Origin of the sequence: Streptomyces sp. NPDC096040, assembly GCF_040303265.1 — a bacterium.
In the GTDB taxonomy this organism is placed as follows: Bacteria; Actinomycetota; Actinomycetes; order Streptomycetales; family Streptomycetaceae; genus Streptomyces.
Map to the genome: position 1 here is coordinate 221,582 of NZ_JBEOTA010000005.1, position 14,728 is coordinate 236,309.

Annotated in this window: 13 protein-coding genes and 1 pseudogene; 6 read left to right on the top strand and 8 right to left on the bottom strand. The window is 70.3% G+C overall.

Features of this window, described 5'->3' with window-relative positions; translation table 11 throughout:
• Positions 1-43 precede the first annotated feature (43 nt).
• From ABTY98_RS08355 to ABTY98_RS08365, 3 genes are read right to left on the bottom strand one after another with little or no spacing between them, the layout of a single operon-like run.
• Entirely contained in the window at positions 44-637 is a 594-nt protein-coding gene (locus ABTY98_RS08355; protein ID WP_352220078.1) for a TetR/AcrR family transcriptional regulator, read from the bottom strand.
• A 29-nt stretch (positions 638-666) separates the two neighbouring features.
• On the bottom strand, positions 667-2,343 hold the full coding sequence (locus ABTY98_RS08360) for a class I adenylate-forming enzyme family protein (protein ID WP_352220079.1): 1,677 nt from the start codon (positions 2,341-2,343) through the stop codon (positions 667-669).
• A complete protein-coding gene (locus ABTY98_RS08365; RefSeq protein ID WP_352220080.1) occupies positions 2,340-3,104 on the bottom strand; it encodes an SDR family oxidoreductase in 765 nt (254 codons plus the stop codon). The genes ABTY98_RS08360 and ABTY98_RS08365 overlap by 4 nt, the downstream gene beginning before the upstream one ends.
• Before the next feature lie 185 nt (positions 3,105-3,289).
• Between ABTY98_RS08365 and ABTY98_RS08370 the strand changes: the two genes are divergently transcribed.
• Positions 3,290-4,528, top strand: a complete 1,239-nt coding sequence (locus ABTY98_RS08370; protein WP_352220081.1) for an exo-beta-N-acetylmuramidase NamZ family protein — start codon at positions 3,290-3,292, stop codon at positions 4,526-4,528.
• A gap of 80 nt (positions 4,529-4,608) precedes the next feature.
• On the top strand, positions 4,609-5,928 hold the full coding sequence (locus ABTY98_RS08375) for a serine-threonine protein kinase (protein ID WP_352220082.1): 1,320 nt from the start codon (positions 4,609-4,611) through the stop codon (positions 5,926-5,928).
• A 75-nt stretch (positions 5,929-6,003) separates the two neighbouring features.
• On the opposite strand, the gene ABTY98_RS08380 is transcribed toward ABTY98_RS08375, so the two are convergent.
• The gene (locus ABTY98_RS08380) at positions 6,004-8,793 is read right to left on the bottom strand and encodes a penicillin acylase family protein (RefSeq protein WP_352220083.1); all 2,790 of its coding nucleotides are present in this window, start codon (positions 8,791-8,793) and stop codon (positions 6,004-6,006) included.
• A 271-nt stretch (positions 8,794-9,064) separates the two neighbouring features.
• Between ABTY98_RS08380 and ABTY98_RS08385 the strand changes: the two genes are divergently transcribed.
• Both ABTY98_RS08385 and ABTY98_RS08390 read left to right on the top strand, forming a co-directional pair.
• The gene (locus ABTY98_RS08385; RefSeq protein WP_352220084.1) at positions 9,065-9,667 is read left to right on the top strand and encodes a hypothetical protein; all 603 of its coding nucleotides are present in this window, start codon (positions 9,065-9,067) and stop codon (positions 9,665-9,667) included.
• An 85-nt stretch (positions 9,668-9,752) separates the two neighbouring features.
• Entirely contained in the window at positions 9,753-10,484 is a 732-nt protein-coding gene (locus ABTY98_RS08390) for a 3-keto-5-aminohexanoate cleavage protein (RefSeq protein ID WP_352220085.1), read from the top strand.
• 52 nt (positions 10,485-10,536) lie between these two features.
• On the opposite strand, the gene soxR is transcribed toward ABTY98_RS08390, so the two are convergent.
• Positions 10,537-10,995: a redox-sensitive transcriptional activator SoxR gene (gene soxR, locus ABTY98_RS08395; protein ID WP_352220086.1), complete on the bottom strand. Its 459-nt coding sequence runs from the start codon at positions 10,993-10,995 to the stop codon at positions 10,537-10,539.
• Positions 10,996-11,108: 113 nt separating this feature from the next.
• Here soxR and ABTY98_RS08400 point away from each other — a divergent pair, with 113 nt between their 5' ends.
• Entirely contained in the window at positions 11,109-11,570 is a 462-nt protein-coding gene (locus ABTY98_RS08400; RefSeq protein WP_352220087.1) for a MaoC family dehydratase, read from the top strand.
• Between the two features lie 213 nt (positions 11,571-11,783).
• Here the strand turns inward: ABTY98_RS08400 and ABTY98_RS08405 are convergent, their stop codons facing one another.
• From ABTY98_RS08405 to ABTY98_RS08415, 3 genes and pseudogenes are all read right to left on the bottom strand, one after another.
• Positions 11,784-12,407 (bottom strand): TetR/AcrR family transcriptional regulator, encoded by a 624-nt coding sequence (locus tag ABTY98_RS08405; protein ID WP_352220088.1) that lies wholly within the window; start codon positions 12,405-12,407, stop codon positions 11,784-11,786.
• Between the two features lie 91 nt (positions 12,408-12,498).
• A pseudogene (locus ABTY98_RS08410) lies at positions 12,499-12,786 on the bottom strand (YiaA/YiaB family inner membrane protein).
• A 59-nt stretch (positions 12,787-12,845) separates the two neighbouring features.
• A complete protein-coding gene (locus tag ABTY98_RS08415; protein WP_352220200.1) occupies positions 12,846-13,997 on the bottom strand; it encodes an acyl-CoA dehydrogenase family protein in 1,152 nt (383 codons plus the stop codon).
• Between the two features lie 65 nt (positions 13,998-14,062).
• Between ABTY98_RS08415 and ABTY98_RS08420 the strand changes: the two genes are divergently transcribed.
• A complete protein-coding gene (locus ABTY98_RS08420; RefSeq protein ID WP_352220089.1) occupies positions 14,063-14,710 on the top strand; it encodes a TetR/AcrR family transcriptional regulator in 648 nt (215 codons plus the stop codon).
• The last annotated feature ends 18 nt before the right edge of the window (positions 14,711-14,728 follow it).

Below are 14,728 nucleotides of genomic sequence, written 5' to 3' on the forward strand. Positions count from 1 at the left end.
GGCTGAGCCGCTCACCGGGGAGCGCTCCCGCAAGCCCGCCGCGTCAGGGGCGCAGCGCCCGCAGCAGCAGGTCGGCCAGTTGGTCGGCGACCTCCTGGGGGGCCATGGGGCCGTCCGGCCGGTACCAGGTCGACAGGTGGTGGACCGAGCCGAAGTGGTAGTCCACGACCAGGTCGGCCGGGGTCGCGGTGGAGAAGACGCCCTCGCGCTGGCCCTCCTCGATCAGCGCGCGGAAGCGTTCGTGGTAGCGCCGGCGCTCGGCGCGCACCTGCTTGTTCTTCTCCGGGCTCAGATGGTGCATGGACCGGAAGAAGATCATCGCGTCGTCGAGGTTCTCGATCGTCGTCACGACGACGTCGGCGGCCGCGCCCCGCAGCCGCTTCTCGATCGGCTCGTCCGCGTTCGCGAAGGCGTCCAGCCGCTCCTGCTGCACGCGCAGCACGCGCGCGTACACCTCGTGCAGAAGGTCGTCCTTGGAGCCGAAGTAGTGGTACAGCGCCCCCTTGGTGACGCCGGCCGCCTCCACGATCTCCTGCACGGAGGTGCGGTCGTAGCCCTGCTCGGCGAAGAGCCGGGTGGCGGCGGCCAGGAGCCGCTGCGGAACAGGAGCTCCGTCGCCGTCCGTCGTCCTGGGCACTGCCGCCACCTGCCTCTCTCGTATGTCTGCTAACCCTGTTGCGGTCGGGAACGAAGTTCCCGTCGGAGGATCTTCCCACTTGCCGTCTTCGGCAGGTCGGGCAGGATCTCCACGAGCCGCGGATATTTGTAAGCGGCCAGTCTCTCCTTGCAATAGAGGGCCAGATCGTCCGGATCGGTTGCAGCACCGGGGCGAAGACTGATGTAGGCCTTGACGGTCTCCCCGCGGTAGGCGTCGGGCACCCCGACGACGGCCGCCTCGCGCACTGCCGGATGCGTGTACAGCACGTCCTCGACCTCACGCGGCCAGACCTTGAAGCCGGACGCGTTGATCATGTCCTTCTTGCGGTCGACGACGTACAGCCAGCCCTGCGGGTCCATGAAGCCGATGTCGCCGGTGCGCAGTTCGCCGTCCGGGAAGGTCTCGGCGGTGGCCTCGGGCCGCCGCCAGTACCCGGGCACGACCTGCGGCCCGCGTACGACGATCTCGCCCTGCTCGCCGAAGGGCAGCTCGTTGCCCTCGTCGTCGACGATGCGGACGACCGTCTCGGGGCCGGGCACCCCGACGGCGAGGGTCCCGGAGACGGGATCCACGGGCGCCTCCAGACTCGGCGGCACGGAGGCGCAGGGCGCGGAGCACTCGGTGAGCCCGTAGCCGTTCCTGATGTACGGCCCGTACTCCGCCCGGAACTTCTCCACCAGGGCCGGCGGCAGGGGTGCGCCACCGGAGGAGATGTTCGCGAAGGAGGCGAAGTGCTCCGGGGTGACGTCCGGGTGGGCGGCGAGCGCCATGAAGGCGGTGGAGGGGCCGACCGTGTAGTGCGGCCGGTGCTCGGCGAAGGCCTCCAGGACCAGGCCCGGCTCGAAGCGGTACGTCAGCACCAGCGTGCCCGCGCTGGTCAGGCAGGCGCCGAGCTGGCAGACCATGCCGGTGATGTGGAAGAGGGGCGCGAGGGCGTAGTAGACCGGCGCCTCGGGCAGCGCGAGGCCGGTCTTCTGCCGCTCGGCGTTGTACATGATGTTGCCGTGCAGGTTGGTGGCGCCCTTGGGGGTGCCGCTCGTCCCGGACGTGTAGCTGATCAGCGCGATCTCGGACGGTGCCGGGTCCCGTCCCTCGGGGGCCTTGCTGCCCCGGCGCGCGACGGCCACCAGGTCCTCGGCGTCGGCGGCCTGCGGCAGCCGCTCGAAGGTCAGCACGCGCGCGTCGTCACGCGTCTGGAAGTCCAGCTCGCTGGCGGTGAGTACGATCCGCACCGTCGAGCCGGCGGCCGTGTCGCGCAGGTACGACTCCCAGGCCCGCTGCGAGCAGACCAGCGCGGCCACCTCACCGTCCCGCAGGACGTGGGCGACCTCCCCCGACTTGTACATCGGGTTGACCGGGACGACGGTCGCGCCCGCCTTCCAGGCACCGAGCAGCGCGATCACGAAGTGCGGCGAATTCTGCAGGAGCACGGCGACCCGGTCCCCGCGCTCCAGGCCGCGCTCGGCGAGGTACGCGGCGACGGAGTCGCTCAGCTCGTCGACCTCGCGGAAGCTGAGCCGGGCGTCGAAGTAGGCGAGGAAGGTGCGGTCGGGCGCCTCGGCGACGGCGGCGCGCAGGGCGTGCACCATCGAGTCGGGGGGATCGACCGGGCCGCGCTGGGCGTCGTTGAGGAGCGCCACCCAGGGCCGGGCGGCGTAGAGGGACTCGGTCTCCGACTGGGTCACCGGGTGGCCTCCCACTTCTGCTGGATGTGGCTCATGTTCGTCAGCCAGCGGTCCGGGTCCGTGGCCCGCGCCTGGTAGAACTCGGCGACCTCGGGATGCGGCAGGATCAGGAACCGGTCCTCCGCCATCCCCTTGAACAGCGCGTCCGCGACGGCCTCCGGCTCGATGGCGGTCGGCTGGAGCACCAGGTCGCCCGCGCTGCCGGTGGCCGCGAGCATGTCGGTACGGACACCCTGCGGGCAGATCGCGTGCGCCTTGAGCCCACGGTGCCGGTACGTCAGCGACAGCCACTCGGCGAAGGCGTACGCGGCGTGCTTGGTCACGCTGTACGGTGCGGCTCCGATCATGGTGAGCAGCCCGGCGGCGGACACGGTGGACACGAACCGGCCGCTGCCCCGCTCCAGCCAGTCGGGCAGCAGTTCCTGCGCGGCCCGCACATGGGCCATGACGTTGACGTCCCAGGCGGCGGCCCACACCCCGGCCTCGGCCGCCTCGGACCCGCCGGAGGCGAGCCCGGCGTTGGCGCAGTACACGTCGACGCTTCCGCCGAGCGCGTCCCGGGCGGCCCCGACGATGCCGGACGCGTCACCCGGAACGGCGATCCCACCGATCTCCTCGGCGACCGCCGCGGCCCTGCCGGCATCCAGGTCGTTCACGACGACCCGGGCCCCCTCGGCGGCGAACCGCCGGGCAAGGGCGGCGCCGATGCCACCCCCCGCCCCGGTGACGACGACTCCCGCATCCTGCACGGCTCCCACCATCGGTCTCCTTCGACACGACGCGACACAACTCGGCTCAGCACCGCCACACTAACCGGTCGGTATGTTTCAGGGAAGGGTGGTTGTTACACCCTCATGGGCGTGGGGCTGTGTCAATATGCGGCTACCGCCGGGTGGGCGCGACCAGCCACACAGGACCCGCACCCGGACGACGACGGAGGCCTCTCATGCGGCGCCCTTCCAGACGAAGTCTGCTGACAGCCGCCACGGCGGCGGCCGTACCCCTCGCACCCACGGCCACCGCGCCCGACGCCCAGGATCGCCTCCGCACAGGCTTCGACCGCCTCTCCGCCACCGGCTACACCCTCCTCGACGGCCAGAAGGTCGGCATCGTCACCAACCCCACCGGCATCACCACCGAGGTCCGCCACATCGTCGACGTCATGCACGCCGACCCCCGGGTCAGGCTGACCGCGGTCTTCGGCCCCGAGCACGGATTCCGCGGCACCGCCCAGGCCGGCGGCTCCGAGGGCCGCTACGACGATCCGGCGACCGGCCTCCCCGTCTACGACACCTACCTCAAGAGCGGCCGGCCCCTCGCCGATGTCTTCACCACCTCCGGCGTGGACACGGTCGTCTTCGACATCCAGGACGTCGGCGCCCGCTTCTACACGTACGTCTGGACGCTGTACGACTGCATGGAGGCCGCCCAGCTGGCGGGCAAGCGCTTCGTCGTGCTCGACCGCCCCAACCCGGTGACCGGCCGCACGGCCCAGGGCCCGGTCCTGCACAGGGAGTTCGCCAGTTTCGTCGGCCGGCAGCCGATCGCGCAGGCGCACGGGATGACCGTCGCCGAGCTCGCGAAACTGTTCAACGCGGAGTTCCTGAGCACACCGGTCGCGCTGGACGTCGTGACGATGACGGGCTGGCAGCGCAACCGCTTCTTCGACGCCTACGGACTGCCCTGGGTGCCGCCGAGCCCCAACATGCCCACCCCGGACACCGCCCTCGTCTACTCGGGAACCTGTCTCTTCGAGGGCACGAACCTCTCCGAGGGACGCGGCACGACCCGCCCCTTCGAACTGCTGGGCGCGGAGGGTATCGACGCGCGGTGGGCGGACGCCGCCGACGGACTCGGACTGCCGGGCGTGCGGTTCAGGGAGGCGTACTTCGCGCCCACCTTCTCCAAGTTCCAGGGCAAGACCGTCGGCGGGGTGCAGATCCATGTGCACGACCGGGCCACGTACGACCCCGTACGCACCGGGATCGCGCTCCTGGTCACCGCCAGGAACGTGTGGAGCGACTTCGCCTGGCGGTCGGACAACTGGATCGACAGGCTCACCGGCTCCACGACCGTGCGCACGATGACCGACGCGGGCGCGGGGACCGACGAGATCGTCGGCGCCTGGCAGGACGAACTCGCCGCGTTCCGCCGGGTCCGAAAGGAATTTCTGCTCTACAGGTGAGGCGCGTCGTATGGCCAATCCTGCCCGGCGGCGGGACGATGCGCGCACATCGCACCGGTTCGGGGCACGAGGAGCCTGGTATGTCGGATGCTGGGATGAGCGTGGCTCCCTACTGGGAGCTGACCTTCGACGCCGACGGCGACCCGGACGGCGCCGAACGCGACCGGCTGCTGGGCGAGGTCACGGCCCACGGCGTCCATGACCTGATCGTCTTCGCGCACGGCTGGAACAACGACCGTTCGGGCGCGACCTCCCTGTACCGGCGGTTCTTCGCGCCGGTCCCGAAGCTCGTGCCGAAGGCGAGGATCGGATACGTCGGTGTGGTGTGGCCGTCGATGCGGTTCTGCGACGAGCCGATCCCCGACTTCCCGAAGTCCGTGGTGGCCATGGAGGCGGAGGAGAGACCGGCCCCCGTCCTCGACAAGGACACCCGGCACGCGCTCCTCGAGACGTTCCCGGGACGGGCCACCGTGGTCGACCAGATCGCCCGATTGCTGGACCAGCGCCCGGCAAGCGAACTGGCGGAGTTCGGGCGGCTGGTACGGCTGCTCGTCGAGGTCCTGCCGGGCGGTCCCCAGCCCCTGTTCGCGGCGGACACCATCGCGGAGGGCGTCCCGCAGAGCGAGCCGGTGCTGTTCACCGGAGACACGACGGCCCTGTGCGAGGAGTTCGCGCAGGCGCTGGCCGCCCTCCGGCAGGGTCCGCACGCGGCGGAGTTCGCGCTGCCCAACCCCTGGGACGGCGCCAAGGAGCTGCTGCGGCAGGCGACGTACTACGCGATGAAGCGGCGGGCCGGGACCGTCGGGGAGCGCGGGCTCGGGCGGGTTGTCGGGCAGTTGGCCGCAGTCGCCCCGGCGGTGCGGGTGCATCTGGTCGGGCACAGCTTCGGCGGCCGGCTGGTGTCGTTCGCGCTGCGCGGGCTGCCGGAGGGGGTGCGCACGGTGAAGTCCGTGACGCTGCTACAAGGCGCCTTCTCCCACTACGCGTTCGCCGCCCGGCTGCCCCACGACCCGCGTGCGGGCGGGGTGCTGCAGGGCCAGGAGAACCGGATCGACGGCCCGCTGGTGTGCTGCTACTCCCGCTTCGACGGCTCGCTCGGCACGCTGTACCCGCTGGCCTCGCGAATGGCGGACGACGACGAGTCGGTACTGGGCATGGACGTGGGCGGGACGCTGGGTGCCCGGTGGGGTGCGATGGGGCACGACGGTGTCCAGGCGGTGCCGGGCACCCGGTCGCTGGATCTGGCGGCGGCCCTGCGCGGCCCGCTCGCCGCGTCGGGTTGCGTGAACGTCGACGCGGCGGCGGTCGTCAGGAGGGGCGACCCGCCGTCCGGGGCACACAGCGACATCGTGCACCCCGAACTGGCCCGGGTGGTGCTGGCCGCGGGGCGCATTGTGTGACCCCGTCGCCAACGGGTGTTGACCACCGGCGTCGGCCAACAGCTGTTTGCCGACGCCGGTTTGCCAACGGCCGTCTCACCGGTGCGAGGTGAACTCCACGACCTGCTGGAAGGTCGGGCGGTTCTGCCAGCTGATGTTGTAGTGCTTGATGCCGCCCAGAGTGCGCTGGACGATCGAGTCGGCACACCACTGGTCGCCGGCCGAGCACAACGAGTCCCCGGGGTAGACCGTGGAGGCACTCGTACCGGCCGCCGTCTTCAGCGTGCTGATCAGGATGTCCCGGCAGGCGCTGAGGCTGCCGCCGCCGCAGTACTGCTCGGCCAGCGGCCCCGACACGCTCTGCCCGAGCACCGATCGGATGTCCTTGTCGACATAGCTCCACCAGCCGTACTGGAAGGAGCTTCCCGCGTGCGAGCCGGTGGGCCCGTGTGCGGCCGACGGGGTCTCGTCGATCGGCAGGTTGGCGGTGATCGCGGTGTACAGGCTGTCGCCGAGGCCGGGCTGGAACTCGGCCTTCACCAGCAGCGGCCACCAGGCGTCCAGGATCCGGATGGCGTCGGCGTTGGCGTAGGTCTTCGAGCCGGCCGCAGTCTCGGTGCGTTTGCCGCCCGCGGTCAGCCAGGTCTGGAGCTTGGCGACGGCAGCGGCGGCCGTGGGGTCGGTCACCGTACTGCTGTTGACGACCTTCAGCAGATCCGGCAGCACGTCCTCGGCCCGCAGGTCGGTGAGCGAGGCGTCTGCCATGGCCTTGACAAGCGAAGAGCGGGTGACGCCGCCGGCCGCGACGAGTTTCCTCACCCGGTCGTCGAGCAGGTTGCCGCGGTGGACGGATCCGTCACCCCAGCTCGCCGTCGTGTAGTTCAGCGCCTGCTTGTTGTTCCAGGAGACGTAGTAGTCCTGGTCGATGGAGTTGGGGTGCTGGGAGGCCGGGGTGTAGTCGGCGGTGTTGGTGTCCGGGTTCCAGTTCCGCCACTCGTAGGCCGCCTGCCCCCAGACCGGGAACTCGGGGTCGACACCGCTCGGGCGCACCGGGTTGTCACCGCTGTTGTAGTACGCGGTGTGCGTGGAGTCGGCGTAGAACCAGTTGAAGGTGTAGTTGATGTGCTGCACCGCGCTCTGGAAGGTCTGCGGGCTCTTCACGTAGTCGGGGTCGTTGAGCATCTGGAAGCCGATGATCGAGTCGGCCTCGTGCATGTAGGAGGAGCGCAGGGTGGTGTAGGCGACCTTCTTCCCTCCGACGGTCGCGCGGTACTGGACGGGTCCGTACTTCGTCTTCCACACGCGCATGGTGTACGAGCCGGCGGCCGTGCCGTCGGCGGTCGTCGGCTTCCAGGAGTTCTTCTGCTCGACCTTGTCCATGGCCGTGCAGGTGCCGTGGTAGAGGTAGTGGTAGTCGTCCTGGCAGAGTTCGACGGCGTAGCTGTCGATGATGTCCTGGCCGGAGGTGGTGGCGGACCAGGCGTAGTCCTGTCCCCGGCCCAGTTCGACGTACATGCTCAGACCCGCGAAGGAGGCGCCGCGGGCGCTGATGCCCGGGCCCTGGATCTCCTGGAGCATGAGCAGCTGCGGGGCGAAGTAGCCGGTCTGCGGTCCGAAGACGGCGACCGGGTGACCGCTCGCGGTGTACTTGCCGCTGACCACCAGCGCGTTGGACATCCCGCGCCTGGCCGAGCTGAGGGCGCTCGCGGTCGCCGCGGCGGAGGCGGCGACGGCGCTCTGGTCGGCGCCGGTGCCCGTGGCGTCGTAGACCAGTGGCTCGGTCGCCACCGAACCGGAGTCCGGCAGGGCCTCGCCCTGCGGGTCGGACGGCTTGGTGCCGTACGGGAAGCTCTCGCCGTTGTGGACGGTGAGCGCGGCCTCGGGGTCGTTGCGCTCGCGGAACGACTCCCAGACCTTGGTGCCCTGCACCACGCCGTACTGCTCCTGTGCGGCGAGCAGCGAGATGGCGTTGTTGACCTCACCGCCACCCCCGGAGCCGAACAGCGAGCCGATGACGGAGGCCAGCGCCACCAGGTCGGTGATCTTGAAGTGGTCGATGGTGCCGGCGTTGGTGATCGAGTCCTTGTGACCGGTCAGGACGTACTCGCCGGGGAAGTAACGACCGCTGTCGGAGGCGTCTATGTAGGAGTTGATGCCGGCGAGATAGGCGTTGGCGTCGGCGAGGGCCTGCTGGCCGCGGGTGCCGTTGTTGGCGACGGCGTTGTCGATCTGCGCCTGGAGGTCGGCCTCGGTGTACGGGGCGTTGCGGTAGAACTGCTGCTCAAGGCCCTGGTTTGAGGCGGCACCGCCGGCGAAGGTGGTGAGCTGGCCGCGGCCGACGTGCCGGAACACGTCCATGAGCCACAGCCGGTCCTCAGCGGCGGCATAACCGGCGCCGAACTCGGTGCCGTATCTGGTGGTACCGGTGATGTGCGGCACGCCCGTCTTCTTGTCGCGGACGATCGTCACATCGCTGCGACCCGCCGGACTCTCCGTGGAGGCGACTTGATCGGAAGCGACCCCGAACGACGAGTCGTTGAAGAACGTGTTGATCTTCGCGTCGGTGAGACCGGAGTAACCCGTGGCCAGGTTGTTGTAGGGGCCGAGCTGGTCCTCGGCGTGGTCGGGCTGGGTGCCGAAGACCTGGTTGAGCAGGACCTGGGCGAGGGTGGCGTTGCCGTTCTCACCGGGCGGCAGGATGTCCGAACACCGGCCGCCACAGTAGTCGCTGGAGGCGGTGGCCGCCGCGGCCGGAGTCGCCTGGGCCAGCGGGGAGAGCAGGCCGGCGACGAGGACGCATACAGATGCCGCTTTCAGGAACCCGGGGAGCTTGCGGGGAGTTCTCAGTTTGTCGAACAACGCGGGATGTCTGGTGCGCCGGGGCATGGCGACTCCTCACGACGGGGGTGGGCGGGCCGGACGTTACCGCCGGTATCCCCGCGATTGAAGATGAACATGCGTCAAGTTTTGGAGTGGTCGGCCCCGGTGGCGCTGCGGCCCGCCGTCGGTCAAGACCGGCGGCCTTATGGACGGCATCGGAAATCGGATGGAGCCGAATCGAGTGTCGATACGTCTATACGGCAACGCCGCGCGAAGTCCGTGCGACGCCGCCGAAGTGACCGAAGTACAGCTGCAGGTGTGACGGAGGTGCAGGGCGATGGCCGGTTTCCGGAGTCTGGCGAGACAGGCGCGAGACCCACGGTGCGATCTGGCGCTACGGCGTTACTCACTGCGTAAGTGCCTGGAGCGGTTCGCTCCTTACGGGCACCGCGCGACCTGGGACCATCTCTGCTCGCGGGCCGGGTTCGGTCCTGAGGACCGGTCCCCCGATCCGGCGCGTCTCGTGGGCGCACTGGATGAGTTGGAGGAGGCGCGGGCGGTCTGGCTGGCCTATGAGGTCGAGTTCGCCGAGCGCCGCAAGAAGGAGAAGCACGACGGGCTGCGCCGCCCGGGCAGCGTGGACGACTGGCACCGGCTGACCTGGGGCGGATTCGGAGTGGCCTGGTGCGACGACCCACGGGTCCACCCCGACGAACCACTGGCCGAGGTGCTGCGACGGCTGATCGCCGCCCTGGAGCGCGAACCGGGCGCGGTCTGCCCGGTGTGCGCAGGGGAGCGCCTCATCTGGAAGTACGACCTGGACCACGAGCCCTCCGCCGGTCCGGTCTGCGCGGACTGCGGGATTCTGGTGCCGCGTCCGGTGCTCAACGCCGAGGCCCTGGCCTATGCCAGGCGCGGGCGGCTGCTCATGTCGGCCTGACCACGTGGGGGTGCGCCGGGGATGCCGCACCCCCAACTGCCGGGGAAACCGGCCCACTGTCAGTGGTGACTGGCAGCATCAGGACATGAAACAGCGGCTTCAGGTATGTCTCAACGGACGCCGTGGGGGCGCCGACGGCGCGGGCGTGCCGTTGTCACCGGCGGCGCTTGCCGAGTCGGCGGCCGAGGCGGTCGCGGCGGGAGCCACGGAGATCCATGTCCACCCCAGAACACCCTGCGGGCGGGAGAGCCTGTCCCCGCGGGTGGTCGGCCCGACGCTGGAAGCGATCCGGGCGCGGGTGCGGGTTCCGGTCGGGGTGACCACGGGCGCCTGGGCGGAACCGGATCCGGCGCTACGACTGGAGCGTGTCCGGTCCTGGTCGGTACGGCCCGACTTCGCCTCGGTCAACTGGCATGAGCCGGGCGCCGCGGAACTCGCCGGGGAGCTGCTGGCCATGGGGGTCGGCGTGGAGGCGGGCATCTGGTCCGGGACGGACGGAGCCGCGAGGTTCGCGGTATCGCCCCTCGGGCCCTCGGTGCTCCGGGTACTGGCGGAGGTGACGGACCCGGACCCGGTCACCGCCGAGGAGTCGGCGCGGGCGCTCCTCACCGAGTTGGGCGCGGCCCACGGCCGGCCGGTCCTCCTGCACGGCGAGGAGGGCGGCACCTGGCCGGTGCTGCGGCTGGCGGGGCGGCTGGGGCTGGCGACCCGGATCGGTTTGGAGGACACGCTGCTGCTGCCCGACGGCGAACCGGCCCTGACAAACGCCCGGTTGGTGACTGAGGGGCTGGCCCAGTACGACCGTTCTCTTCCCTGACCAGGAGGCGAGCAGGAGGCCGCGCCCCTACGAGCGCTCTCGCCGGCCGGGCTCAGGGGTGTTCCGGCAGCAGACGTGAACCCGCCCGGCGCTGGCCGAAGGCATCGTCGGGGTTGGACAGCACACAGGTGTCCAGGGACAGACAGCCGCAGCCGATGCAGTCGGTGAGGTGATCGCGCAGCCGGTTGAGCTGCTTGATGCGGTCGTCCAGTTCCGCACGCCACGCCTGCGAGAGTCGGGCCCAGTCCTCCCGGGTCGGGGTGCGTTCCTCGGGGAGTTCCAAGAGGGCCTCGCGGATGGTGGTCAGGGGGATGCCGACGCGCTGTGCCGCCCGGACGAAGGCCACACGACGCAGCGTGTCGCGGGTGTAGCGACGCTGGTTGCCGGAGGTCCGCCGACTGCTGATGAGCCCCTTGGCCTCGTAGAAGTGCAGTGCGGAGACGGCGGCGCCGCTGCGCGCGGACAACTGACCGACGCTCAGCTCTTGGATCTTCTCGGGAATCTGCGGCACCCCTCAGAGCCTACCGACCCGCGTGGGCCGCGCTCCGTTGACAGGGAGCCCGCACCCGACCATGCTAAGCAGTTGCTTAGGTATGGACGCGCGATCGCGAGAGGGCCGGGAACATGGCAGAACCGAGGATCTTCACCTCCCCCGACGAGCTGAAGGCGGCCGTGGGCGAGCAGCTGGGCCACACCGACTGGCTTGAGGTCGACCAGAAGCGGATCGATCTGTTCGCGGATGCGACGGGCGACCACCAGTGGATCCACGTCGACCCGGAGAAGGCGGCCACGGGCCCGTTCGGGACGACCATCGCGCACGGTTATCTGACCCTGTCACTGCTCCCGCTCTTCGGGCCACAGCTGATCAGGGTCGAGGGCGTGAAGATGGGCGTGAACTACGGCACCAACAAGGTCCGTTTCCCCGCCTCCGTGCCGGTCGGTTCCCGGCTGCGCGCCACCGCCACGATCACCGGCGTGGAGGACGTGACGGGCGGCGTCCAGGTGAGCGTCGCCTTCACCGTGGAGCGCGAGGGCGGCGACAAGCCGGTCTGCGTGGCGGAGTCGGTGTCCCGGTACTACCTGTAGGGCCTCCTGCCCGGAGGGGCGCGGTGCCATGACAGGATCGCCCTGTCCCACAGCGGAGTTGTCGGACCTACCGCCGGACGGGCGGGAAGTCAGGCCTGCGGAGGCCGTGTAAGACCGATCTTCACCGGTCGGCAGTGGCCTGTGAAACAGGAACCCGAGGTGGTACCACGTAGCGGTACGGACCGGAATCTCCTGCACCCGCAGGAGAGGGCGTCAATCGGCCCCCACCATCCGCAGCACGAGGTCGGCGTAGAGCGCGCCGACCTGCTCGGGGGTGCGGGGGCCGTTCACGTTGAACCAGCGGGCGACGTCGATACAGAGGGAGAGCACCGCGAGGGTCGTGCCGTGGATGTCGATGACGTCGAACTCCCCGGACTCGACGCCCTCCTGGATGATCCCCCGCACCTCGGCGTCGACCTGGCGGCGCAGCGCGAGGATCTCGGCACGGGCGTCGGGGCCGAGGGCGTCCAGTTCGTACTGCACGACCCGGGCGGTGGTGCGCCGCCCGGCGTGCCAGCGGACGAAGGAGCTGACGCCGTCCGCGAGCCGCTCGGTGGCGGTGCCCTCGCGCCGGGCGGCCGTCCGGAGGATCTCCAGGGCCTTGTCGTGACCGATGCGGCTGATCCGGTGGAGCAGCTCTTCCTTGGTCTTGTAGTGGATGTAGAGCGCGGCGGGACTCATACCGGCGCGGCCCGCGATGTCGCGGGTGGTGGTGGCGTGGTAGCCGCGCTCGGCGAAGGCCTCCACGGCGGCGACCAGCAGACGCCGGGCCGCGTCAGGGGTGACCTCTTCCCACGGCTCGACCTCGCCGCCGGTCGTCTCCTCCGCCGTACTCATCGCTCACTCGCCCCTCTCGATACCGGAGCACCACCATACCGCCGAAGCTGAGCGAGCGCTTAGTGTGCCCGCTCAGCGCTTGTCCCGCGGTTCAGAGCTTCTCGAAGGGGTCGTGTTCGGCGAGCAGCTTCTCCAGCCGGGCCAGGTCAACGCGGCTGACGATCTACCCGGCCTCCTGGCGGTCGCGGATGACCTTCGCGAGCGTGAAGGCCGAGGTGACGAGGTAGAGGACGGCGATGGCCAGGAAGGCGCGCACCCAGGCGTCGGCGTGCAGCCGGAAGATACCGATGGCGGTGGCCGTGATGGCAACGGCGAAGGAGGCGACGGCCTGACCGTAGTAGGCGGCCGTGTTCTGCTGTCTGACCGGTGTGTCATTCATGACTCGATCATCGGCGGACGTGGCCCACGCCACATCCGTCGGAATACTCAGAGACCTACTCAGAACGCCGAAACGCCTGTCAGCGCCCGCCCGATGAGCAGTTTCTGGATCTGGCTGGTGCCCTCGTAGAGGGTCATCACCCGGGCGTCGCGCAGCAGTTTGCCGACCGGGTACTCGTCGATGTAGCCATAGCCGCCGAAGACCTGGAGGGCGTTGTTCGCGGCGCGGACGGCGGCCTCGGAGGCGAAGAGCTTGGCCTTGGAGGACTCGGTGGCGAACGGCAGGCCGCGGTCGATCAGATCGGCGACCCGCCAGGTCAGCAATCGGGCCGCGTCCACGTCGACGGCGATGTCGCTGATGAGTTCCTGGACCAGCTGGTGCCCGGCGATCGGCGTACCGAACTGCTCACGCTGCCCCGCGTACGTCACGGCCGCGTCCAGCGCGGCCTGGGCTATGCCGACGCAGCCGGCGGCGACCGACATCCGCCCCTTGGCCAGCGCGGACATGGCCACCGAGAAGCCCTTGCCCTCCGGTCCGAGCATCGCGGCGGCGGGGACACGGACGTCCTCCAGGACGATTTCCGCGGTGGCCTGTCCGCGAAGGCCGAGCTTGCCGTGGACGGCGCGGCGGGTCAGGCCGGGGGTGTCGGTCGGCACGAGGAAGGCGGAGACGCCCTTGTGGCCGGGCGCGTCGGTGGAGCGGGCGAACAGGAGCACCACGTCGGCCCAGGTGCCGTTGGTGATGAACATCTTGGAACCGTTGACGACATAGTCGTCGCCGTCGCGAACGGCGCGCGTGGTGAGGTTGCCCGCGTCGGAGCCGGTGCCGGGTTCGGTGAGGCCGAAGCAGCCGAGGTACGCGCCGGAGGTCAGCCCCGGCAGCCAGCGCCGCTTCTGCTCCTCGCTCCCCCAGGCGGCGACGGACTTGGCGACGAGGCCCAGGGAGACCGACACGATTCCGCGCACGGAGGAGTCGCCGCGACCGAGTTCCTCGGTGACCAGGCAGTACGACAGGTGGTCGCCGCCCGAGCCGCCGTACTCCTCGTCGACGGTCAGGCCGAGGAAGCCGACCTCGCCGAGCTTCTTCACGATCCCCCGGTCCACCTCCTCGGCGCGGTCCCAGGCGATCACGTGCGGGGTGATCTCGCGCTCGACGAAGTCCCGGGCGAGCTGCCGTACGGCGGTCTGCTCCTCGCTGAGTCCCAGGTCCACCATGCGATCACCCCACATCTAAATTAGCACTGCTAGTTTCTTGGCGCAGCCCTACTATGTGCGCCATGGCCCGACCGCGCAAGCCCCTCCTCAGCACCGACCGGATCGTCCGGGTGGCCCGGGAACTCGTGGACGCGGAGGGCCTGGCGGCCGTCTCCACCCGCCGGCTCGCGGCCGAACTGGGGGTGAGCGGGCCCTCCCTCTACAACCACTTCCGCACCAAGGACGAGATCCTGGAGGCGGTCGCGGACTCGGTGAGCGCGCAGGTCGACCTGTCGATGTTCGAGGCCGGCGGCGGGCGGGACTGGCGGACCGCGCTGCACGACTGGGCGGTGTCGTACCGGGCCGCGCTCCGCGACCACCCGAACATCGTCCCGGTGCTGGCCGGCGGTCCCGGCCGCCGCCCCGCCGGACTGCGGCTCGCGGACGCGGTCTACGGCGCGATGGTGGACGCGGGGTGGCCACCGTCGCAGGCGACGTCGATCGGGGCGCTGATGCGGTACTTCATCATGGGGTCGGCGCTGGGATCGTTCGCCGGGGGGTTCGTGGACGACGCGAGCGCGTACGACCCGGCCGACTATCCGCATCTCGGGCAGGCGCATCTGCTGGCGGAACAGCAGGAGAAGATCGACGAGCGGGCGTTCGAGACGGGCTTGCGGGCGCTGCTGGACGGGTTGCAGGAGCAATTTACGCGGGTGGGGCAGGGCGCGTAGGGGTACCGCGCACCCGGA

Excerpts from the sequence above, each read along its gene's own strand:
- ABTY98_RS08420 (WP_352220089.1), top strand. The coding sequence starts at position 14,063 with ATGGCCCGACCGCGCAAGCCCCTCCTCAGCACCGACCGGATCGTCCGG.
- ABTY98_RS08390 (WP_352220085.1), top strand. The coding sequence starts at position 9,753 with ATGAAACAGCGGCTTCAGGTATGTCTCAACGGACGCCGTGGGGGCGCC.
- ABTY98_RS08405 (WP_352220088.1), bottom strand. The coding sequence starts at position 12,407 with ATGAGTACGGCGGAGGAGACGACCGGCGGCGAGGTCGAGCCGTGGGAA.
- ABTY98_RS08375 (WP_352220082.1), top strand. The coding sequence starts at position 4,609 with ATGTCGGATGCTGGGATGAGCGTGGCTCCCTACTGGGAGCTGACCTTC.
- ABTY98_RS08365 (WP_352220080.1), bottom strand. The coding sequence starts at position 3,104 with ATGGTGGGAGCCGTGCAGGATGCGGGAGTCGTCGTCACCGGGGCGGGG.
- ABTY98_RS08385 (WP_352220084.1), top strand. The coding sequence starts at position 9,065 with ATGGCCGGTTTCCGGAGTCTGGCGAGACAGGCGCGAGACCCACGGTGC.
- ABTY98_RS08380 (WP_352220083.1), bottom strand. The coding sequence starts at position 8,793 with ATGCCCCGGCGCACCAGACATCCCGCGTTGTTCGACAAACTGAGAACT.
- ABTY98_RS08370 (WP_352220081.1), top strand. The coding sequence starts at position 3,290 with ATGCGGCGCCCTTCCAGACGAAGTCTGCTGACAGCCGCCACGGCGGCG.
- ABTY98_RS08400 (WP_352220087.1), top strand. The coding sequence starts at position 11,109 with ATGGCAGAACCGAGGATCTTCACCTCCCCCGACGAGCTGAAGGCGGCC.